Raw genomic sequence first — 21,203 nt, 5'->3', positions numbered from 1 at the left:
TCGCTTAGTTGGCGGCAGCCTTGTTAGCCGCTCGCTCTTTGTTGACGAGTTTGTCGGCCAATTCCAGCGCTTTATCGGCACCGCCGGCAGAACCCACGTCAAAACGGTATTTACCGTTGACGATCATGGTTGGTACGCCAGAAATTTCATACTTCTTGGCCAGCTCTTTGGCCTGGACGATTTTGCCCTTGATGGCGAAGGAGTTGAAGGTGGCCAGGAACTTGTCTTTATCGACGCCCTTAGTGGCCAGGAACTCGGCCATTTCTTCTGGAGTGACCAGTTTCTTGTGTTCTTTCTGGATCGCTTCGAAAACGGCGGCGTGAACCTTGTGCTCGACGCCCATGGCTTCCAGGGTCAGGAACATCTGGCCGTGTGCGTCCCAAGGGCCGCCGAACATGGCCGGAATGCGCACGAAGTTGACGTCGGAAGGCAGCTTCTCGACCCAAGGATTGATCACGGGCTCAAAAGCGTAGCAATGCGGGCAGCCATACCAGAACAGCTCCACGACTTCGATCTTGCCAGGCACGGCAACCGGAACCGGATTGGTCAGTTCGACATAAGGGGCGGCGGGTGCTTCGGCGGCTTGGGCAGTCATGCCGAACAGGCTGGCAGCGACGAGTGCGGCGCTGATGATCAGATTACGCATGCTTTACTCCTGGACAATTTGGGTCGCCTCGCGCGACCTGTTTTCAGACAGGTCCTGGCGGGCTTGAGTTCTGTAGTGTAACGGCAGCGGCCACAAAAAAGGGCGGCCAAAGCCACCCTTTTTATACTTGCTGCGACGGATTAATCGAGCGTTAACGTTGCAGGAGATGTTCATCGCTCGCAACGCTCGATCAACCGGCCTTAGTGCAGGCCTTGAATGTAGCTGGACACGGCGGCGATATCTTCGTCGCTCAGTCGTTTGGCGATGGTTTGCATGGTTTTGGCATCGCCATCGTTGGTGCGTCCGCCTTCTTCCTTGCGGAAATCGGTCAGCTGCTTGGCGACATATTGAGCGTGCTGGCCGCCCAGGTGAGGGAAGCCGGCAGCAACGTTGCCTGCGCCATTTGGCGAGTGGCAACCGGTGCAGGCTGGCAAGCCTTTGGCCAGGTCGCCGCCACGGAACAGTGCCTCACCGCGAGCCACGATTTTAGGGTCGGCGGCGCCCACACTGCCATTCTGCTTGGCGAAGTAGGCTGCGATATCAGCCAGGTCCTGGTCACTCAGGTTGGTCAGCAGGCCGGTCATTTCCAGAACGGTGCGCTTGCCCGACTTGATGTCGTGCAATTGCTTGGTCAGGTAGCGTTCACCCTGACCCGCCAGCTTCGGAAAGTTAGGCGCCATGCTGTTGCCATCCGGGCCATGACAGGCGCCACATACTGCGGCTTTCGCCTGACCAGCAGTCGCATCACCTGCAGCATGGGCAATGCCGGAGATCCCCACGGTCAACAGCAGACTCACGATCAATTTGTTCATCAGCTAATCCAACTACGGCTAAGGGTTAAAGAGTTATGGACCGGGATCACTCGCTCATCCAGTGGATGATGGCCTGGTAATCCTCGGCACTGCAGTCCATGCACAAACCACGCGGCGGCATCGCCTTGAAACCCTGGGTCACGTGTTGCACCAGCGTCTCCATACCTTTCGCCAACCTCGGCGTCCAAGCTTCCTGATCGCCCTTTTGAGGCGCCATGGGTAGTTGGCCGGAATGACAGGCACCACAAACACGGTTGTACACAGCTTCCGGATCCTGTGTAGCCTGAGCGCTGTAAAGCGGTATCAAGACACCGGCAGCTAGCAGCCATTTCGTCATAAAACGACCTTTTCAGGGTTGAGAGCGTTCTGCGTTCTAATGCGCAATCAAGGTCAATCGCTCTCGTGAACTTCATCCTACGCTGGGACAAAGCGCACACAAAATCTGCGGCATTATATACTGGCGTCACTGAAACGGAAACGACACCGCTTGCCGCGTCCATTCCCGGCGCCGCCCACATCGGAAATCCCATGCAACTCAAGAATCCCATCCTCGGCCTGTGCCAACAGTCCACCTTCATGCTCAGCGCTGCCAAAGTCGACCAATGCCCGGACGATGAAGGCTTTGAAGTGGCCTTCGCGGGCCGTTCCAACGCCGGCAAGTCCAGTGCGCTGAACACCCTGACGCACGCCAGTCTTGCGCGAACCTCGAAAACTCCGGGGCGCACGCAGCTCTTGAACTTCTTCAAGCTAGACGATGATCGTCGTCTGGTCGACCTTCCGGGGTACGGTTACGCAAAAGTACCCATTCCGTTGAAGCTGCACTGGCAGCGTCACCTGGAAGCGTACCTGGGCGGTCGCGAGAGTTTGAAAGGTCTGATCTTGATGATGGACATCCGTCATCCAATGACCGACTTCGACCTGCTGATGCTCGATTGGGCCGTCGCCGCCGGTATGCCGATGCATATTTTGCTGACCAAAGCCGACAAGCTGACGTACGGCGCAGCGAAAAACGTCCTGCTGAAGGTTCAGGCCGATATCCGCAAGGGCTGGGGGGATGCGGTCAGTATCCAGTTGTTCTCGGCGCCAAAACGCCTGGGTCTGGAAGATGCCTACACTGTACTGGCGGGCTGGATGGAGCTGGCGGACAAGGGTTCCGAGGCCGCCGAGTAAGGCGTTGAGGCAAATCGCAGGCAAAAAAAACCCCGGACTTCTATGGGGAGGGGGAAGTTCCGGGGTCCAAGTTCCGGACCGCTAGGGCGGGGTCCAGATATCTGCCAACACTTAACACAACATAGGAGCATCGAAGGGCTTCACCAGCCATTCAGTAACTCTGAGTGGCGGTTGACGGGATTAGTTCCGAGGAAGTTCCAAATCCATTGGAAATAAGCCCAAGCATTTTTCGACATAATGCTGCTCCCTGATTTTCTGCCGCGGCACTATGCCGCAGCAGAAAACGACTGTTCAGACGGCTCAGTGAGCCTCATCCCAGTTATTCCCGACCCCAACCTCCACCAGAAGCGGTACGTCCAGCTTCGCCGCATCACTCATGTGGATACGAATTTCTTCGCGAACCTGATCGACCAGATCCTCACGCACCTCAAGCACCAATTCATCGTGCACCTGCAGGATGACTTTGGCGTCGAGACCTGACGAGGTCAGCCAGTTATCCACCGCCACCATGGCTTTCTTGATGATGTCCGCCGCCGTGCCTTGCATCGGGGCGTTAATCGCCGTGCGCTCGGCACCTTTGCGCAGGGCCGGGTTTTTCGCGTTGATTTCCGGCAGGTACAAGCGACGACCGAAGATCGTTTCAACGAAACCTTGCTCGGCCGCCTGGGCGCGCGTGCGCTCCATGTATTGCAGCACGCCCGGATAGCGGGCGAAATAACGGTCGATGTAGGCCTGAGACTGTTTGCGATCCACGCCGATCTGCTTGGCCAGGCCAAACGCGCTCATGCCGTAGATCAAGCCGAAGTTGATCGCCTTGGCGCTGCGGCGCTGATCGGTGGTGACGTCGGCCAGTTCCACGCCGAAAACTTCAGCGGCGGTGGCCTTGTGCACGTCCAGATCATTGCGGAACGCATGCAGCAAACCTTCGTCCTTGGCCAGGTGGGCCATGATCCGCAGTTCGATCTGCGAGTAGTCCGCCGCCAGCAATTTGTAGCCTGTGGGGGCAACAAACGCCTGACGAATGCGCCGGCCTTCGGCGGTGCGGATCGGAATGTTCTGCAGGTTCGGATCACTGGACGACAAACGCCCGGTCGCCGCGACAGCCTGATGGTAGGAGGTGTGAATCCGTCCGGTGCGCGGGTTGATCTGTTCTGGCAGGCGATCGGTGTAGGTGCTTTTCAGCTTGCTCATCGAGCGGTACTGCATCAGCACTTTAGGCAGCGGGAAATCCTGCTCGGCCAGTTCCGCCAGCACGGCTTCGGCGGTGGAGGCCTGGCCCTTGGCCGTTTTGCTGAGCACCGGCAGTCCGAGTTTTTCGTACAGGATCACGCCCAATTGCTTGGGTGAGCCGAGGTTGAATTCTTCGCCAGCGATGGCGAACGCCTCACGCTCGAGCGCGACCATCTTCTCGCCCAGTTCCACGCTCTGAATGCCCAGCAGGTTGGCGTCGACCAGCGCACCCTGGCGCTCGATCCGCGCCAGCACCGGTACCAGCGGCATTTCGATTTCGCTCAGGACTTTGCTCAGGCTCGGGATGGCATTGAGTTTTTCCTGCAGGGTTTGGTGCAGGCGCAGGGTCACGTCGGCGTCTTCGGCGGCGTAAGGCCCGGCCAGTTCCAGAGAGATCTGGTCAAAAGTCAGCTGCTTGGCGCCCTTGCCGGCGATGTCCTGGAAGCTGGTGGTGGTGTGATTCAGGTACTTGAGCGCCAGGCTGTCCATGTCGTGACGGGTTGCCGTGGAATCCAGCACGTAGGATTCGAGCATGGTGTCGAAAGCGATGCCCTGCACGGTGATGCCGCAGCTCTGGTCACCGCCGATGGCGCAGTTGGCCAGGATATTCATGTCGAACTTGGCGTGCTGGCCAACCTTGAGCTTGTTCGGGTCTTCCAGAATCGGCTTCAGCGCACGAAGGACGGTGTCACGGTCCAGCTGATCCGGCACGCCCATGTAGGAATGGGTCAGCGGGATGTAGGCCGCTTCGTTGGCTTGTACAGCGAAAGACAGGCCGACCAATTGCGCCTGCTGCGCATCAATGCCGGTGGTTTCGGTGTCGAAGGCGATCAGCTTGGCGTCGTTGAGTTTCTTCAGCCACAGGTCGAAATCAGCCTGGGTGAGGATCGTCGTGTAGTTGAGTTCGGTCGCGGCGGCGACTTCTTCAACCACCGGTGCGCTGACTTCCTGCCCGGAACGCTTGGCGTCGCGCTGGTTGTCTTCGAACCAGCTCTTGAACTCCAGCAGGGTGTACAACTCGGCGAGCTTGTCGTGGTCCGGTTTGCCCATTTGCAGGTCATCGAGGCCGATGTCCAGCGGCACGTCGATCTTGATGGTCGCCAGTTGATAGGAGAGGAAAGCCATCTCCCTGTGCTCTTCAAGCTTGGCTGGCAGGGTTTTCGCGCCGCGAATCGGCAGGGTCGGGACGATGTCGAGCTGTGCATACAACTCGGTCAGGCCGCCATTCACGCCCACCAGCAGGCCCGAAGCGGTCTTCGGGCCAATACCCGGAACGCCCGGGATGTTGTCGGAAGAGTCGCCCATGAGGGCCAGATAATCGATGATCTGCTCGGGAGCGACCCCGAATTTCTCCTTCACGCCCTCCACGTCCATGCTGCTACCGGTCATGGTATTGACCAAGGTAATGTGGCCGTCGACCAGTTGCGCCATGTCCTTGTCGCCGGTGGAGATGATTACCGGGCGATCCGCCGCCGCGCTGCTGCGGGCCAGGGTGCCGATCACGTCATCGGCCTCGACGCCTTCGACGCACAGCAGCGGGAAGCCCAAAGCGATCACGCTCTGGTGCAGCGGCTCGATTTGCACGCGCATGTCGTCGGGCATGCTTGGGCGGTTGGCCTTGTACTCGGCGAACATCTCGTCGCGGAACGTCCCGCCTTTGGCGTCGAACACCACGGCAAACGGACTGTCCGGGTACTGCTTGCGCAGACTCTTGAGCATATTCAGCACACCTTTGACCGCACCGGTCGGCAAACCTTTGGAAGTGGTCAGCGGCGGCAGGGCGTGAAAGGCGCGGTACAGGTAAGAAGAACCGTCCACCAGGACGAGGGGGGCTTGGCTCATGAGCAGGATCAACCTTTTCGGCGGGTCCGGCGCTAGAATAGCGGGACCGTTGACGACAAAGGGACAAGGTTATCATGCGCACACTAAATCGCCTGTTGCTGGCTGGCTTGTTTGCAACTGTTCCATTGGCCGCCATGGCGGCGGACGATGTTTCGAAACAGGAACCGCAAGTGACGATCCGCATGGAAGGGGACAAGGTCATTCAGGAGTACCGTCAAAATGGTTTTCTGTATGCCATCAAAGTCACGCCCAAAGGCGGCAAGCCGTATTTCCTCGTACGCGCCGATGGTACAGAGGCAAACTACATCCGCTCGGATCAGCCGGATATGCTGATTCCGGCGTGGGAAATTTTCACCTGGAAGTAGTTTCTTAATTTCAATCGGCGTCGGCTCACAAGCGGCGCCCGTACTGGCAGTTTAAACATGTCTGTGTTCACCCCCCTGGCTCGGCCCGAGCTGGAAGCTTTTCTCGCCCCTTATGGCCTCGGCCGCCTGCTCGATTTCCAGGGGATTGCTGCCGGTAGCGAAAACACCAATTTTTTCATCAGCCTGGAGCAGGGCGAATTCGTCCTGACCTTGGTCGAGCGCGGTCCGGTCGGTGAAATGCCGTTCTTCATTGAACTGCTCGACGTTCTGCACGAGGCCGATTTGCCGGTGCCTTACGCGCTGCGCACCACCGACGGCGTGGCCCTGCGCGAACTGGCCGGCAAGCCTGCCCTGTTGCAACCGCGATTGGCCGGCAAGCACATCAAGCAGGCCAATGCGCAGCACTGCGCGCAGGTCGGAGAGTTGCTTGCACACCTGCATCTGGCGACCCAGGCCAACATGATCAAGCGCAAAACCGATCGTGGTCTGGACTGGATGCTGGAGGAGGGCACGCAGTTTCTTTCGCACCTGAACGCCGAACAAAGCGATCTGCTGAAACGGGCGCTGGATGAAATCGCCGAGCAGAAGGCAAAAATCCTGGCGCTGCCGCGGGCCAATATCCACGCCGACCTGTTCCGCGATAACGCGATGTTCGAAGGCACCCACCTGACCGGGTTGATCGACTTCTACAACGCATGCTCGGGGCCGATGCTCTACGACGTGGCGATTGCCTTGAACGACTGGTGTTCGGACGATGACGGTTTGATCGATGGGCCGCGGGCGCGGGCATTGCTGGGGGCTTATGCGGCGTTGCGTCCGTTCACGGCGGCTGAAGCCGAGCTGTGGCCGACGATGCTGCGCGTGGCGTGTGTGCGGTTCTGGTTATCGCGGTTGATCGCGGCGGAATCGTTCGCCGGGCAGGACGTGTTAATTCACGACCCGATGGAATTTCAGCTGCGGTTGGCACAGCGGCAGAAGGTCAGCACACCGCTGCCGTTTGCCCTTTAAATTGTGACCAGGGGGCAAGCCCCCTCGCCACAGAGGTTCTGTGTTGGTTACAACGACTCCAGACACCCCGCCAAATCATTCCCCAGCTTCTCCAGCACCTGCTCATACCCCTGAGCAGTCGCTGGCGTGTACCCACCCAACGCATCCAGTTCCGCCAGTTTCACCGGCAAACCCGCGACCAGCGTCTCTGCCAGGCGCGGACGCAACGGCGGTTCGCTGAATACGCAGGTCTTGCCAACTTCCTGCAACCGCGTGCGCATCGTTGCGACGTGTTGGGCACCCGGCTGGACTTCGGCCGCAACGCTGAATACGCCTGTGTGCTTCAAGCCATAAGCGTCTTCAAAATAGTCGAACGCTTCATGGAACACGAAATACGGCTTGCCCGCGATCCCGGCGAGCCGTGCCTTCAGGCGCAGGTCCAAGGCATCCAACCGCTCGTCGAACGCCTTGAGGTTGCTCTGATAACGCGCCGCGTTGGCTGGATCCGCCGCACTGAGGTCGGCGGCCATCTTGGCGGCGATCACCCGGGCATTGACCGGTGACAACCACAAATGCGCGTCCAGGCTGCCAGGACGGTGATCGTGGTCATGCTCATCGGCTTCTTCCGCGTGGGAGTGACTGTCTTCGGCGAAGCGACGCAATGTCAGCCCCGGCAAATCCTGCACCGCAACGCTCGGCAGCGTCCGACCATTCAGCACGCGCGGCAGGAAACCTTCCATGTCCGGCCCGATCCAGTACAACAGATCGACCGATTGCACCTTCCGTACGTCGGAAGGGCGCAAGGCATAGTTATGGGGCGAAGCGCCCGGCGGCAGCAACACTTCCGGAATCGCCACGCCGTCCTGCACCGCAGCGGCAATCAACTGCAGGGGCTTGATGCTGGTGAGGACTTTGACCTCGGCGTGTGCCGAACCGATCAGCAGAAAACTGGCGACAAATGCGACAAAGATAGAAAAAAGTCGGGACACGATGACCACTCGAAGAGGCGAGAACGGGTAACATAATAACGTCTCTCACAAAACTCGTCGCCGCTCATGCCTAAAACACCGATTGCCAGCCGTCCCCACGACCACTCTCATTGCGTGCATAGCGCTCTGTCTGAGGCCGATGTCCTGTGCGCACGTCAGGGTCTGCGCCTGACTGCGTTGCGCCGGCGGGTGCTGGAACTGGTGTGGCAAAGCCACAAACCGCTGGGTGCCTACGACATTCTCGCGGTGCTCAGTGAGCAGGATGGCCGTCGTGCCGCGCCGCCCACCGTGTACCGCGCGCTGGATTTTCTCCTGGAAAACGGCCTCGTGCACCGCATCTCCTCCCTGAACGCCTTCGTCGGCTGCAATCATCCAGGCCATGCCCATCAAGGGCAGTTCCTGATTTGCCGCGAATGCCACGCCGCCATTGAGCTCGAACAGAAATCCATCAGCGACGCCATCGTTGGCAGCGCCAAGGAGGTTGGATTTATCGTCGAAGGCCAGACCGTTGAAGTGGTCGGTCTCTGCTCGGGCTGCCAGGGGGCTTGATGAGCAACGCGCTGATCCGCCTCGAGCAGGTTGCCGTCACGTTTGCCGGGCAATCCGTGCTGGATAACATCGAACTGAGCGTCGAGCCGGGGCAGATCGTCACCCTGATCGGCCCGAATGGCGCCGGCAAGACCACACTGGTGCGCGCGGTGCTCGGCCTGTTGAAACCGGACAGCGGCACGGTTTGGCGCAAGCCGAAGCTGCGTGTGGGTTACATGCCGCAAAAACTTCACGTCGACCCGACGCTGCCGCTCTCGGTGCTGCGCTTCTTGCGGCTGGTGCCGGGCGTGGACCGTGCCATGGCGTTGTCTGCGCTCAAGGAAGTCGGCGCCGAGCAGGTGATCGACAGCCCGGTGCAAAGCGTTTCCGGTGGTGAAATGCAGCGGGTGCTGCTGGCACGGGCACTGCTGCGCGAGCCGGAACTGTTGGTGCTCGACGAGCCGGTGCAAGGCGTCGACGTCGCCGGCCAGGCCGAGCTCTATAGCCTGATTACACGACTGCGCGACCGTCACGGCTGCGGCGTGCTGATGGTTTCCCACGATCTGCACCTGGTGATGAGCACCACCGACCAGGTGGTTTGTCTCAATCGCCACGTTTGCTGCTCCGGCCATCCTGAGCAAGTCAGCGGCGATCCGGCCTTCGTCGAGCTGTTCGGCAAGAACGCCCAAAGCCTGGCGATTTATCACCACCACCACGATCACGCCCATGACTTGCATGGCTCGGTCGTCACGGCGGCTCAACCCCACGTTCACGGAGATAGCTGCAAGCATGGCTGATTTTCTGCTCTACGCCCTGCTTGCAGGTTTGGCTTTGGCGCTGGTGGCGGGCCCGCTGGGATCGTTCGTGGTCTGGCGACGCATGGCTTATTTCGGCGACACCTTGTCTCACGCGGCGTTGCTCGGCGTAGCGCTGGGGTTCTTGTTGGACGTTAGCCCGACCGTGGCGGTGACCGTGGGCTGCTTGCTGTTGGCGGTGCTGCTGGTGACCTTGCAACAACGCCAGCCGCTGGCGTCTGACACCCTTTTGGGAATTCTCGCACCGAGCACGCTCTCTCTGGGCCTGGTGGTACTAAGCTTCATGCACGAAGTGCGGATCGACCTGATGGCGTATCTGTTCGGCGACTTGCTGGCGATCAGTCCGACCGATCTGGCCTGGATCCTCGGCGGCAGCGCGGCGGTACTGGCGCTGTTAGTGACGTTGTGGCGGCCGTTGCTGGCCATCACCGTCCATGAAGAGTTGGCCAAGGTCGAAGGGTTGCCGGTGGCGTCGTTGCGCCTGGCGCTGATGCTGCTGATCGCCGTGGTGATCGCGGTGGCGATGAAAATCGTCGGCGTTTTGCTGATTACCTCGCTGTTGATCATCCCTGCGGCTGCGGCACAACGTCACGCCCGGTCACCGGAGCAGATGGCACTGGGCGCGAGCCTGCTGGGCATGCTCGCGGTCTGTGGCGGGCTGGCACTGTCGTGGTTCAAGGACACACCGGCGGGCCCCTCGATTGTTGTGACGGCGGCCGCACTGTTTCTGCTGAGTTTTGTCCTGCCCCGTCGAGGGGTGTAGACTTGCTCGTTTTTTGCGCAAATAGAGAGTCGCAGGAATGAAGCCGTTCGCCTCACGTTATCTGCTCCTTGTCGCATTTTCCTTGCTGCTGGGCGCCTGCCAAAGCACGCCGCCGCCGGCCACCGAGGCCACGGACGCTCGAGCTACGGCCATCGCACAGCTGGAACAAAGCCTCGCCAGCAATGAGCTGGCCACCGCCGAGGATCAACTGGCTGCCTTGCAGGCCCAGTCCCCTAACGATCAATCCCTTGAGCAGTACCAACGGCAACTGGCCGAGGCCTACCTGCGCCGTAGCCAGATCGTGCTGCAGAAAGGTGATGTGAACGCCGCCGCCACCGCGCTGAGCCGCGCCCGGGTCCTGATGCCCAAAGCGCCGGCGCTGACCGGTGGGGTCAATAACGCCATCGTCACGGCCCGCAAAGCCGAGCTGGATAAAGCGGAAGCCGATCTGAAAGCCGCCGAAGCCAAACCCCAGGCGAAGGTGATTGATCCCACCGCTGAAAGCACCACGGTCGCGTTGAATCTCAACGATATGGCGAAACTTCGCCGTCAACTGGATGCCATCGCCGCTGATGTAGTGAATTATCAGTGCGACGTGAGCATTCAGGCGCCACGCACCGACGATTACCCTTGGCTGGCCACGTTGCTGACCAAGCGGGTGAAGAAGCTCGATCCGGATTTCGATCTGAAGCTGGAAAAGCAGATCCTGCGCAACATTCCGGCGCAGATGGTCCTGAGTCCGCGTAAACCCTAAAAACATCGCGAGCAGGCTCACTCCTACATGGGTCACAAAACCCTGTAGGAGTGAGCCTGCTCGCGATAGCGTCCTAACTACTGATACAAATCCTCAAGCCGGAATCGCCTTGGCCTTAGGTTCCCGATCCCAAACCCGATGCTGCCCGATCGCTGCAAAAAACGGCTTGATCAACTTCGCATCCGCCCCAACGATCAACCCCGCATCAACCTGCAGTTTCAATACATCCAGCAATTGCTTCGCTTCGCCATGCAGCGCAATCGCCTTCAAGTGCTTGTACGCCTCCAGCAGGTAATGCAACGCCACACCATCACCGCTCAACGCCTTGATCGACGCCGCACCACCGGGCACAAACACCGCATCAAACGCCACCGAAGGCAAACCTTCCATCGACGCATCCACCGGCAACATTTTGCCATCGGCGGTTTTTACCGGTGCGGAGGTAGGCCCCAGCAATTTGGCGTGCGCACCTTCGGCCTGCAGCGCCTTCTTCATCACATCAATCGCTGCACCATCGACACCGTTGGCCGCAAGAATCGCCACTTTGCGGGTTTTTATATTGCCCGGCAGCAAATTCGCCTGACTCAGGGCTGGTGAGCGCTCCAGGGATATTTTTGGCACCTCTACCGTCCCGGCTTTCGGCGCTGGCAAGCCCAGGTTGGCGGCCACGCGTTTGGCCAGTTCCAGATCGATATTGGCTAGGATCTCGTTCACCTCACGCGCGCGAATGGCCTCACGCTCAACTTTGCCGAGTTCGAAGCTGTACGCCGAGATGATGTGTTCCTGCTCGTGCTTGCTCATGCTGTGGAAGAACAGTCGTGCCTGGGAGAAGTGGTCGCTGAACGATTCGCTGCGCTGCCGGATCTTGTTGGCATCAATGCGCTCCGGATAACTCTCGAAACCGCCGTCCTGCGCGGCGGGCGGTGTTTCTTTCGGCCAGCCGCCGTCAATGGAATTCGGCTCGTAGGATGCCCGCCCCTTGTCGATGGTGGTGCGGTGCATCGCATCGCGCTGACCGTTATGGAACGGTGCTACCGGCCGGTTGATCGGAATTTCATGAAAGTTCGGCCCGCCGAGTCGGCTGATCTGCGTATCGGTATAGGAAAACAGCCGACCTTGCAGCAACGGATCGTTGGAGAAGTCGATCCCCGGCACGATATGGCCCGGGCAGAACGCAACCTGCTCGGTTTCGGCGAAGAAGTTGTCCGGGTTACGGTTAAGCACCATTTTGCCCAGCGGGGTGATGGGGACGGTTTCCTCGGGAATCAGCTTGGTAGGGTCGAGGATGTCGAAGTCGAAACTGTGTTCGTTTTCCTCTTCGATGACCTGCACGCCCAGTTCCCACTCCGGGTAGTCGCCCATCTCGATGGCTTCCCAGAGATCGCGACGGTGGAAGTCGGTGTCTTTGCCGGCCAGCTTTTGCGCCTCATCCCACACCAGCGAACACGTGCCGGCAGTAGGGCGCCAGTGGAATTTGACGAAGCGCGATTTGCCTTCGGCGTTGATCAGCCGAAACGTATGCACACCGAAGCCTTGCATGCTGCGCAAGCTTTTCGGGATGGCCCGGTCGGACATGGCCCAGATCACCATGTGCGCCGATTCCGGTACCAAAGAGACGAAGTCCCAGAAGGTGTCGTGAGCCGAGCCGCCGGTAGGAATCTCGTTATGTGGCTCCGGTTTGACCGCATGCACGAAGTCCGGAAATTTGATGGCGTCTTGAATGAAGAACACCGGCATGTTGTTGCCCACCAGATCGAAGTTGCCTTCGTCGGTGAAGAACTTCACGGCGAAACCTCGTACGTCCCGCACGGTATCGCCTGACCCGCGTGGGCCTTGTACCGTGGAAAAGCGCGTGAACACGGGCGTCTTCTTGCCCGGATCCTGCAGGAAACCGGCCTTGGTCAGCACGGAGTGGTTTTCGTACGTCTGGAAGTAGCCGTGCGCGCCGGTGCCGCGGGCATGGACGATGCGTTCCGGGATGCGCTCATGGTCAAAGTGCGTGATTTTCTCACGCATGATGAAGTCTTCCAGCAGCGAAGGCCCGCGGGCGCCGACTTTCAGGGTGTTCTGATTGTCCGAAACCTTTACGCCCTGATTGGTGCGCAGGGCCTGTTCGGTGGCGTCGGAGCGAAATTTCTCCAGGCTGTCGAGCTTGGTATTGGTGTTGCCGCGGTCCAGGGTATCGGTACCGGCCAGAGCGCTTTTGCCGGGGGCAGGCTTCTTGTTACTCATCAGGCTAAACTCCTCGTTGCGATTCCCGCCGTAGCCAGGATTCTTGTGCATACCCCAGGCACGGCACCGGGGGCGTTTTCGAGTTGCCTTATTAGTGACTGATGCGGTTTTTAGCCGTTCCTTTTTTATGACCTTTGATCGCGTTATTGCCAAATCGAAGGTTGAATGCGGAATAAATGCTAATAACCTCTATACGGACAGGCTAAAATGCGCGCCCGGCTAACCGCTGATCCTTTTCTAACGCGCCCCACAAGGTTCGCTACGTGATCGAGTTTCAAAACGTCCATAAAACCTACCGCGTCGCCGGTAAGGATATTCCCGCCCTGCATCCGACCAGTCTGACGATTGAGAACGGTCAGGTCTTCGGCCTGATCGGCCATTCCGGCGCGGGAAAAAGTACCCTGCTGCGTCTGATCAATCGCCTGGAGAATTCCAGTGGCGGCAAGATCTTCGTCGACGGCGAAGAAGTCACCGCGCTGGACGCCAATAGCCTGCGGCGCTTCCGTCAGCAAGTCGGGATGATCTTCCAGCACTTCAACCTGCTGGCGTCCAAGACTGTGGCTGACAACGTCGCGTTGCCGCTGACCCTGGCCGGCGAGCTGTCGCGCAGCGAGATCGATCTGCGCGTGGCCGAGTTGCTGGCGCGGGTCGGGTTGTCCGAGCACGCCAAAAAGTACCCGGCGCAGTTGTCCGGTGGCCAGAAGCAGCGCGTCGGCATTGCCCGCGCCCTGGCGACCAAGCCGAAAATCCTGTTGTGCGACGAAGCCACCAGCGCCCTCGACCCGCAGACCACGGCGTCGGTCCTGCAATTGCTGGCCGAGATCAACCGCGAGCTGAAGCTGACCATCGTCCTGATCACCCACGAGATGGACGTGATCCGCCGCGTTTGCGACCAGGTCGCAGTCATGGACGCCGGTGTAATCGTCGAGCAAGGTTCGGTGGCCGAGGTGTTCCTGCATCCCAAGCACCCAACCACCAAGCGCTTCGTGCAGGAAGACGAGCAGATCGACGAAAGCGAACAGCGCGATGACTTTGCTCACGTGCCGGGCCGCATCGTGCGTCTGACCTTCCAGGGCGAAGCGACCTACGCGCCGTTGCTGGGTACCGTCGCCCGGGAAACCGGTGTGGACTACAGCATCCTGGCCGGTCGTATCGACCGCATCAAAGACGTCCCTTACGGGCAACTCACCCTGGCCGTCACCGGTGGCGACATGGACGCGGCATTTGCCCGTTTCACCGCGGCTGACGTCCACATGGAGGTGCTGCGCTAATGGAAGCCCTGACTGCTTTCTTTGCCAATATCGACTGGTTCGAAATCTGGCTGGCCACCGGCGATACCTTGCTGATGCTCGGTGGTTCGTTGTTGTTCACCGTGTTGCTCGGCTTGCCGCTGGGCGTGCTGCTGTTCCTGTGCAGCCCGCGTCAGTTGCTGGAAGCCAAAGGCGTCTACGCGATGCTGTCGCTGGTGGTGAACATTCTGCGTTCGCTGCCCTTCATCATTCTGTTGATCGTGATGATTCCGTTCACCGTGCTGATCACCGGTACGTCGCTGGGTGTCGCTGGTGCGATTCCGCCGTTGGTGGTAGGCGCTACGCCGTTCTTCGCCCGCCTGGTGGAAACCGCGTTGCGTGAAGTGGATCGCGGCATCATCGAAGCGACTCAGGCGATGGGTGCGACGACGCGTCAGATCATCACCAATGCCTTGCTGCCAGAAGCCCGTCCGGGCATCTTCGCAGCGATTACGGTGACGGCGATTACACTGGTGTCCTACACGGCCATGGCCGGTGTGGTCGGCGCAGGTGGTCTGGGTGACCTGGCGATCCGCTTCGGCTACCAGCGTTTCCAGACCGACGTCATGGTGGTGACGGTGGTGTTGCTGCTAGTGCTGGTCCAGGTGCTGCAAACCGTTGGCGACAAATTGGTTGTGCATTTTTCCAGAAAATAAACAGTTCTCGTAAATAAGTCATGAGCCGGCCATTCGCTGGCAGGCGCCAAACGGGTGCCTCATATGGAGTTAGCTGAATGAAGAAACTACTCGTCGCGTTCGCTGCCGTTGCAGCCTTTTCCGCCCACGCCGACACCCTGACGGTCGCGGCGACCCCGGTTCCGCACGCAGAAATCCTTGAGTTCGTGAAACCGGCCCTGGCCAAAGAAGGCGTGGACCTGAAGGTCAAAGTCTTCACCGACTACATTCAGCCGAACGTGCAAGTGGCGGAAAAACGTCTGGACGCCAACTTCTTCCAGCACCAGCCATACCTCGATGAGTTCAACAAGGCCAAGGGCACCAACCTGGTCGCCGTTGCCGGTGTGCACCTGGAACCGCTGGGCGCTTACTCCAGCAAGTACAAGGCACTGACCGAATTGCCGGGCGGCGCCAACGTGGTGATCCCGAACGACGCCACCAACGGCGGCCGTGCGCTGTTGCTGCTGGCGAAGGCTGGCCTGATCAAGTTGAAGGATTCGAACAACATCCTGTCGACCGTGAAGGACATCACCGAGAACTCCAAGGACTTGAAATTCCGTGAACTGGAAGCCGCGACCATCCCGCGCGTGCTGACCCAGGTCGACCTGGCGCTGATCAACACCAACTACGCGCTGGAAGCCAAGCTCGATCCGTCCAAGGACGCGCTGGTCATCGAAGGCAGCGACTCGCCGTACGTGAACATCCTGGTGGCTCGTCCGGACGACAAGGACAGCGAGGCAATGAAGAAACTGGTTGCTGCGCTGCACAGCCCGGAAGTCAAAGCCTTCATTCTTGAGAAGTACAAAGGCGCGGTATTGCCAGCGTTCTGATCTGAAGCTTTAACAAAAATGGGGCGCATTGAATGCGCCCCATTTTTTATGTCCGAAACACCGTCCCCTGTGGGAGTGGGCTTGCCCGCGATGAGTCCTTGTCATTCAACATCAAGGTTGGCTGATGCACCGCCATCGCGGGCAAGCCCGCTCCCACAGGTTTTTCAGTGTCACTTACGGTTCAGCATTACCGGCAACTGCGCCACCAATTTCACGTTGTTCAACGGTGCCCGAATAAACCCGCGCTGCGTGCCGTCCGGCCCGATCACCGCCAGATTGCCGCTGTGATCCACCGTGTAATTGGGCTTGCTGGTGTCGGCCGGAATAAACGGAATGCTCACCGCATTGGCCAGCTTCTGAATGTCATCCACCGACGAGGCGGTCAGGCCTTTGAACTGCGGGTCGAAGTAGCCCAGGTACTGCTTGAGCTGAGCCGGGGTATCACGGTTCGGGTCGACGCTGACCAGAATGACCTGCAGCTTGGCCGCTGCTTCCGGTGGCAACTCGCTCTTGATCTGACGCAACTGGGCGAGGGTGGTCGGGCAGATGTCCGGACAGAAGGTGTAGCCGAAGAACAGCAGGCTCCACTTGTCTTTCAGCTGATTGACCGTCACCGGGTTACCGTCCTGATCGGTCATCTTCACGTCCGGCAGGTTGCGGCTTTGCGGCAGCAAGATAATGCCGGCATCGATCAGCGCCGTCGGGTCGCCCTGGCCTTTGCCGGACAGCACTTTGTTGATGGTCAGGCCCAGGACCAGTGCGATCAGGGCGACGAGAATGAAGACGGTTTTCTGGGTTCGAGTCATAGGTTCAACAGTAAGTAGTGGTCTACGAGCAGCGCGATAAACAGCAGGAACAAGTAATAAATAGAGTACTTGAACGTGTTGATCGCCGCGTGCGGCCGAGTGCCACGGTACAGCACCACGGCCCATTGCAGAAACCTTGCGCCCAGCCCCAGCGCGCAAATCAGGTAGAGCATGCCGCTCATGTGGATCACGTAGGGCATCAGGCTGACGGCCAGCAACGCGAAGGTGTAAAGCAGGATGTGAACCTTGGTGTAGTGCTCACCGTGGGTCACCGGCAGCATCGGAATGTCGGCCTTGGCGTATTCCTCTTTGCGATGGATCGCCAGGGCCCAGAAGTGTGGCGGGGTCCAGGCGAAGATGATCAGCACCAGCAGCAGGGGTTCGGCGCTGACGTGACCGGTCGCAGCGGTCCAGCCCAGCAGTGGCGGGGCCGCCCCTGCCAGGCCGCCGATGACGATGTTCTGCGGTGTCGCGCGTTTCAGGAAACCGGTGTAGACCACCGCATAGCCCAACAGCGAAGCCAGGGTCAGCCACGCCGTCAGCGCATTGGTGAACGTGAGCAGCACGGCTTGGCCCAGCACGGCCAATACCAAGGCAAACGTCAGCGCCGCCGCCGGAGACACCCGGCCTTCGGCCAAGGGACGTTTGTGCGTGCGGGCCATCACCGCGTCGATGCGCCGGTCCACCACATGGTTGACCGCCGCCGCACCGCCGGCACACAGGGCGATCCCCAGGTTGCCGAACACCAGCACCGTCCACGGCACCCCGGCGCGGGTCGCGAGGAACATGCCGACCAGCGAGGTGATGAGCATCAGCACCACCACTTTCGGCTTGGTCAGCTCCAGATAGTCGCGCCAGATTGCCTGACTGTGACGTTCGCCGATCAGAGTCGCCATGGCATCTCTCCTTTTATTGTTATGGGCCCGGCCGAATGTTTACGCGGGCTGAACCGCCAGCGCGCGGGGGATTGCTGCTTGACCCGAACCAGACGGGTTCGCGCGTGATAATTGACCAGCACCATCGTCAGCAACAGGGCCGCGCCGCCGGCGTTGTGGGCGACGGCCACGGGCAGCGGCAGATGGAACAGCACGTTGCTGATACCGAGGGTGATTTGTGTGGCGAGGGCGACCAGCACCAGCCCCGCGAGGCGTGTCATGCCGACGACTTTCAGCTGCCAGGCGAGCCCGAGCAGGACTAGCGTGACCAACAGCGCGCCGATGCGGTGCGTCAGATGAATCGCCGTGCGCGCGTCGCTGTCCAGTTGCCCGCCGAGATAATTCGGGCCGATGTGCTGAGTCAGATGGAAGCCATTGGCGAAATCGGCCGGTGGAATCCACTGCCCATGGCAGGTCGGGAAATCGATGCAGGCCACGGCGGCATAGTTGGAACTGACCCAGCCGCCGAGGGCGATTTGCAGGATCACCAGCAGTAACCCGGCCGTTGCCCAGTACTGCAAACGTCGTGGCACTGTCAGCGCCGGCAGTACGCCGGACAACCTCAACGTCAGTAGAAACAGCAGACTCAGCGTGGCAAAGCCGCCGAGCAAATGCCCGGTCACCACCTGCGGCCAGAGCTTGAGCGTCACCGTCCACATGCCGAACGCGGCTTGGGCGAACACCACGGCCAGCAGAAACAGCGGCAACTTCACCGGTTGCCCCGGATGACGACGATGCACCCAGGCGCGACCGGCCAACACCGCGATCAGCATCCCCAGCGTGCCGGCAAAGTAACGGTGGATCATCTCGTTCCAGCCCTTGTGGGCCACCACCGGTGTATCGGGAAAATGCAGTTCGGCATGGGCCAGTTGGGCTTCGCTTTTCGGCACGCTGATAAAGCCGTAGCAACCCGGCCAGTCCGGGCAGCCGAGGCCTGCGTGGGTCAGGCGGGTGTAGGCGCCGAGCAACACCACAATCAGTGCCAGCAAGGAGGCAAACAGCGCGAGGCGAAATCCAGGTTTGGCCATGACGATGCCCTTATCCGATGTTCGACAGTTTCAGCAGATGACGCAGGTCGTTGAGCAGGTCCTTACCCTTCACCGTCGGGTCATAGCGCAGCACCAGGTTGCCGTGGGGGTCGATGATCCACAGCTGCGGTGCGGTTTTGTCTCCGGTCGCCTTGCTGAAGGTGGTGAGGTCCATGGGGTAGCGTTGCAGTTGCGGGTATTCGCGAGTCAGCTTGGCGTCGTAATCCGCCGTCAGCGGCTGTGCGGCGGCCAGTGCATGGCTGGCGCGGGACGCATCGCGGCCAAGGCCGATCTGAATCTGCCGCGCCAGGTACACCAGTTGCTGGCAATCCACCGAGCAATCCTTCGGCGCAGTCACCAGCATTTGCCAGCGATCCTCCTGGGCCTGCACACCGAGGTCGGCGCGGGTCTGACCGTTGCCGATCAATTCGCCGTGATAGCTGCGCCCGTCTGGCACCCAGAACTGCAGTTTGTACATGCCGGTGGCAAGGATCATCGGACCGATGACCCCGAGCAGAATCAACAGCAACTGCAAGCGACCCTTGCGTCGACTCGCCGGCGTTTTCGCTTCAGACATGCTGGGTGGATTCATGGCCGCTCCCATGGTGTTTCTCCTTTGCGTTGTGCCAACCGAGGTAGAGATAGAGGCCGAACAGAGCAAGCGACATGGCGAACCACTGCACGGCATAAGCGATGTGTTTTTCCGGGCCCATGGCGACGACTGGCCAATCGGCCTGGTACGTCGCGGGACCCGTTTCTGCGCGTAATTCGTAGGCAAACCCTTCACGGCCCAGCGCCGTCCAGAGCTTCGGCGGCTCGACGGCGGTGACTAATTCAGGCCAGGTGGTGGCGCTCGGATCGGCGTGCAGCTGAAAGGTCGCGCCGGGGGAAACGTAGACCCAGGCATCGAGACTCAAGGCCTCTTTGGGCGTGGTGAACTGCGGCGGTGTGCGCCGGTCCGGCCAAGGCAACCAGCCGCGATTGACCAGCAACCAGAGCCGGGTCGCCTGGTCCTGAAACGGTTGCAGCAGCTCCACGCCGACCTTGCCGTCGCGCTGGCGGTTGTCCAGCAACAGGCTGTGCGCGGCGTCGAACTGGCCATGCAGATGAACGCGGCGGAAGGCCAGGTCTTCGGTGAGTTGCAGTTCGGTGCTGGCCATCGGTTCGGCGGCACGGCGCTCGGCATAGCTTTGCAGCAGCGCGCTTTTCTCCGCGCCCCGGCTCAGTTGCCAGAACCCGAGCGACACCAGCAGCGGCAGCAACAGGGCGACCACCAGTGTCGGCACGATGCCCGGCCGGAAGCGCTTCATGGCGTGGCCAAAAAGTCGTGAGTCGCGATAGCTATACTCAAGTGCATCGCCTTTCCCCCGGAGTCTCACCATGCTCAAAGCAGCCATCGTCCTGATGCTGATTGCCACGGTTGTCAGCCTGTTCAGCGGCCTGTTTTTTCTGGTCAAGGACGACAGCAGCTCAAACCGCCTCGTCATTGCCTTGAGTGTCCGTGTTGCGCTGGCCGCCACCACCGTCGGCTTGATCGCCTGGGGTTTCTATAGCGGCCAGTTGGTCTCTACGGCGCCTTGGTAATGGCTCAGAGCACGTAGACGAAAACGAACAACCCGATCCACACCACGTCCACGAAGTGCCAATACCAGCTCGCCGCCTCGAAACCGAACTGGTGCTCGTTATCGAAGTGTCCGCGCATGATCCGCATCAGCATCACGAACAGGATGATGGTGCCGATGGTCACGTGGGCGCCGTGGAAACCGGTGAGCATGAAGAACGTCGCACCGTAGATGCCCGAACCCAGGGTCAGGCCCAGTTCGTGGTAGGCATGCATGTACTCTTCAGCCTGGAACCCGAGGAAACCACAGCCCAGCAACACGGTGATCGCCAGCCAGATTTTCAGTGCGCCCCGATGACCCTTTTTCAAGGCGTGGTGGGCGATGGTCACGGTCACGCTGGAGCTCACCAGCAAGATAGTATTGAGCAGCGGCAGGCCCCACGGGCTGATGACTTCCTTGGGCGGAGGAAAGAGTTTCGGGTCCGGGGTGTGCAGCAGCGGCCAGGTGAACTGAAAGTTCGGCCAGAGCATGTGGGCGATGCCTTTCGGGCCTTCGCCCCCGAGTGCGGGGCCTGAGATGTGCCGTACATAGAACAGCGCACCGAAGAAAGCGATGAAGAACATCACTTCCGAGAAGATGAACCAGCTCATGCCCCAGCGGAAGGAACGGTCCATCTGCGCGCTGTACAAGCCGCCGCGACTCTCCTTGATCACCGTGCCGAACCAGCCGAACAGCATGTACGCCAGCAACAGGCCGCCGACGAAAAAGATCAGCGGGCCGTGGGATTCCGGCCGTGCGGCTTTCAGATCGTTGAACCAGGTGGCCAGGCCGAACACGGTGGTGAGCATGCCGAGCGTGGCGATGATCGGCCATTTGCTCTGGGCCGGTACGTAATAGTGTTCATGAGTTGCCATTTATTGTTCTCCTTATCGGGCACGCATTAGCG

Annotated in this window: 23 protein-coding genes; 11 read left to right on the top strand and 12 right to left on the bottom strand. The window is 60.1% G+C overall.

What is annotated here, in order from left to right:
* Nucleotides 1-4: 4 nt before the first annotated feature.
* From SB725_RS00320 to SB725_RS00310, 3 genes are all read right to left on the bottom strand, one after another.
* A complete protein-coding gene (locus tag SB725_RS00320) occupies nucleotides 5-646 on the bottom strand; it encodes a thiol:disulfide interchange protein DsbA/DsbL (RefSeq protein WP_027926154.1) in 642 nt (213 codons plus the stop codon).
* A 200-nt stretch (nucleotides 647-846) separates the two neighbouring features.
* A complete protein-coding gene (locus SB725_RS00315) occupies nucleotides 847-1,458 on the bottom strand; it encodes a c-type cytochrome (protein WP_027926153.1) in 612 nt (203 codons plus the stop codon).
* A gap of 46 nt (nucleotides 1,459-1,504) precedes the next feature.
* Nucleotides 1,505-1,795: a c-type cytochrome gene (locus SB725_RS00310; RefSeq protein ID WP_027926152.1), complete on the bottom strand. Its 291-nt coding sequence runs from the start codon at nucleotides 1,793-1,795 to the stop codon at nucleotides 1,505-1,507.
* A gap of 191 nt (nucleotides 1,796-1,986) precedes the next feature.
* Between SB725_RS00310 and yihA the strand changes: the two genes are divergently transcribed.
* On the top strand, nucleotides 1,987-2,628 hold the full coding sequence (gene yihA / locus SB725_RS00305) for a ribosome biogenesis GTP-binding protein YihA/YsxC (protein WP_027926151.1): 642 nt from the start codon (nucleotides 1,987-1,989) through the stop codon (nucleotides 2,626-2,628).
* Between the two features lie 300 nt (nucleotides 2,629-2,928).
* Here yihA and polA read toward each other — a convergent pair whose 3' ends face one another.
* Nucleotides 2,929-5,700 carry a DNA polymerase I gene (polA, locus tag SB725_RS00300; RefSeq protein ID WP_410921125.1) on the bottom strand — a complete coding sequence of 924 codons (2,772 nt, stop codon included), beginning with the start codon at nucleotides 5,698-5,700 and terminating at the stop codon, nucleotides 2,929-2,931.
* A gap of 74 nt (nucleotides 5,701-5,774) precedes the next feature.
* Here polA and SB725_RS00295 point away from each other — a divergent pair, with 74 nt between their 5' ends.
* Nucleotides 5,775-6,065 (top strand): DUF2782 domain-containing protein, encoded by a 291-nt coding sequence (locus SB725_RS00295; RefSeq protein ID WP_194940531.1) that lies wholly within the window; start codon nucleotides 5,775-5,777, stop codon nucleotides 6,063-6,065.
* Between the two features lie 57 nt (nucleotides 6,066-6,122).
* A complete protein-coding gene (locus tag SB725_RS00290; protein WP_410921123.1) occupies nucleotides 6,123-7,073 on the top strand; it encodes a homoserine kinase in 951 nt (316 codons plus the stop codon).
* A 47-nt stretch (nucleotides 7,074-7,120) separates the two neighbouring features.
* On the opposite strand, the gene SB725_RS00285 is transcribed toward SB725_RS00290, so the two are convergent.
* Nucleotides 7,121-8,041, bottom strand: coding sequence for a zinc ABC transporter substrate-binding protein ZnuA (locus tag SB725_RS00285; protein WP_027926147.1), 921 nt, complete (start codon nucleotides 8,039-8,041; stop codon nucleotides 7,121-7,123).
* Nucleotides 8,042-8,107: 66 nt separating this feature from the next.
* Here SB725_RS00285 and zur point away from each other — a divergent pair, with 66 nt between their 5' ends.
* The 4 genes from zur to SB725_RS00265 are packed head-to-tail and all read left to right on the top strand — an operon-like array spanning nucleotide 8,108 to nucleotide 10,901.
* The gene (zur, locus tag SB725_RS00280; RefSeq protein WP_027926146.1) at nucleotides 8,108-8,590 is read left to right on the top strand and encodes a zinc uptake transcriptional repressor Zur; all 483 of its coding nucleotides are present in this window, start codon (nucleotides 8,108-8,110) and stop codon (nucleotides 8,588-8,590) included.
* Nucleotides 8,590-9,366, top strand: a complete 777-nt coding sequence (gene znuC, locus SB725_RS00275) for a zinc ABC transporter ATP-binding protein ZnuC (protein ID WP_027926145.1) — start codon at nucleotides 8,590-8,592, stop codon at nucleotides 9,364-9,366. Before zur ends, znuC begins: the two co-directional genes overlap by 1 nt.
* Nucleotides 9,359-10,147, top strand: a complete 789-nt coding sequence (znuB, locus tag SB725_RS00270; RefSeq protein WP_027926144.1) for a zinc ABC transporter permease subunit ZnuB — start codon at nucleotides 9,359-9,361, stop codon at nucleotides 10,145-10,147. Before znuC ends, znuB begins: the two co-directional genes overlap by 8 nt.
* 37 nt (nucleotides 10,148-10,184) lie before the next feature.
* Nucleotides 10,185-10,901 (top strand): PA5502 family lipoprotein, encoded by a 717-nt coding sequence (locus tag SB725_RS00265; RefSeq protein ID WP_410921120.1) that lies wholly within the window; start codon nucleotides 10,185-10,187, stop codon nucleotides 10,899-10,901.
* A gap of 93 nt (nucleotides 10,902-10,994) precedes the next feature.
* Here the strand turns inward: SB725_RS00265 and katE are convergent, their stop codons facing one another.
* Nucleotides 10,995-13,184 carry a catalase HPII gene (gene katE, locus SB725_RS00260; protein ID WP_081744022.1) on the bottom strand — a complete coding sequence of 730 codons (2,190 nt, stop codon included), beginning with the start codon at nucleotides 13,182-13,184 and terminating at the stop codon, nucleotides 10,995-10,997.
* A 212-nt stretch (nucleotides 13,185-13,396) separates the two neighbouring features.
* Between katE and SB725_RS00255 the strand changes: the two genes are divergently transcribed.
* The 3 genes from SB725_RS00255 (at nucleotide 13,397) to SB725_RS00245 (ending at nucleotide 15,926) form a co-directional block, all read left to right on the top strand.
* Entirely contained in the window at nucleotides 13,397-14,404 is a 1,008-nt protein-coding gene (locus SB725_RS00255; protein ID WP_027926141.1) for a methionine ABC transporter ATP-binding protein, read from the top strand.
* Nucleotides 14,404-15,078: a methionine ABC transporter permease gene (locus SB725_RS00250; protein WP_027926140.1), complete on the top strand. Its 675-nt coding sequence runs from the start codon at nucleotides 14,404-14,406 to the stop codon at nucleotides 15,076-15,078. Before SB725_RS00255 ends, SB725_RS00250 begins: the two co-directional genes overlap by 1 nt.
* Nucleotides 15,079-15,155: 77 nt before the next feature.
* Complete coding sequence (locus SB725_RS00245) at nucleotides 15,156-15,926, top strand: MetQ/NlpA family ABC transporter substrate-binding protein (protein WP_027926139.1); 771 nt, start codon at nucleotides 15,156-15,158, stop codon at nucleotides 15,924-15,926.
* Between the two features lie 170 nt (nucleotides 15,927-16,096).
* Here SB725_RS00245 and SB725_RS00240 read toward each other — a convergent pair whose 3' ends face one another.
* Genes SB725_RS00240 through SB725_RS00220 form a run of 5 tightly spaced genes read right to left on the bottom strand, consistent with a single transcriptional unit; the run spans nucleotide 16,097 to nucleotide 20,005 of the window.
* Nucleotides 16,097-16,732, bottom strand: a complete 636-nt coding sequence (locus tag SB725_RS00240; protein ID WP_059181882.1) for an SCO family protein — start codon at nucleotides 16,730-16,732, stop codon at nucleotides 16,097-16,099.
* Entirely contained in the window at nucleotides 16,729-17,628 is a 900-nt protein-coding gene (gene cyoE, locus SB725_RS00235; RefSeq protein ID WP_027926137.1) for a heme o synthase, read from the bottom strand. The genes SB725_RS00240 and cyoE overlap by 4 nt, the downstream gene beginning before the upstream one ends.
* Nucleotides 17,616-18,695, bottom strand: coding sequence for a COX15/CtaA family protein (locus SB725_RS00230; RefSeq protein WP_410921118.1), 1,080 nt, complete (start codon nucleotides 18,693-18,695; stop codon nucleotides 17,616-17,618). The genes cyoE and SB725_RS00230 overlap by 13 nt, the downstream gene beginning before the upstream one ends.
* A gap of 10 nt (nucleotides 18,696-18,705) precedes the next feature.
* A complete protein-coding gene (locus SB725_RS00225) occupies nucleotides 18,706-19,299 on the bottom strand; it encodes a hypothetical protein (RefSeq protein WP_027926135.1) in 594 nt (197 codons plus the stop codon).
* Nucleotides 19,265-20,005 (bottom strand): SURF1 family protein, encoded by a 741-nt coding sequence (locus SB725_RS00220; RefSeq protein ID WP_410921116.1) that lies wholly within the window; start codon nucleotides 20,003-20,005, stop codon nucleotides 19,265-19,267. The genes SB725_RS00225 and SB725_RS00220 overlap by 35 nt, the downstream gene beginning before the upstream one ends.
* Nucleotides 20,006-20,075: 70 nt before the next feature.
* Here SB725_RS00220 and SB725_RS00215 point away from each other — a divergent pair, with 70 nt between their 5' ends.
* On the top strand, nucleotides 20,076-20,279 hold the full coding sequence (locus tag SB725_RS00215) for a twin transmembrane helix small protein (RefSeq protein ID WP_027926133.1): 204 nt from the start codon (nucleotides 20,076-20,078) through the stop codon (nucleotides 20,277-20,279).
* A 4-nt stretch (nucleotides 20,280-20,283) separates the two neighbouring features.
* Here the strand turns inward: SB725_RS00215 and SB725_RS00210 are convergent, their stop codons facing one another.
* The gene (locus SB725_RS00210) at nucleotides 20,284-21,171 is read right to left on the bottom strand and encodes a cytochrome c oxidase subunit 3 (protein WP_027926132.1); all 888 of its coding nucleotides are present in this window, start codon (nucleotides 21,169-21,171) and stop codon (nucleotides 20,284-20,286) included.
* Nucleotides 21,172-21,203: the final 32 nt, after the last annotated feature.

It is taken from the genome of Pseudomonas sp. SIMBA_041 (assembly GCF_046535095.1).
Lineage (GTDB): Bacteria > Pseudomonadota > Gammaproteobacteria > Pseudomonadales > Pseudomonadaceae > Aquipseudomonas > Aquipseudomonas mucoides.
This window is presented reverse-complemented; position numbering and strand designations above follow the sequence as displayed.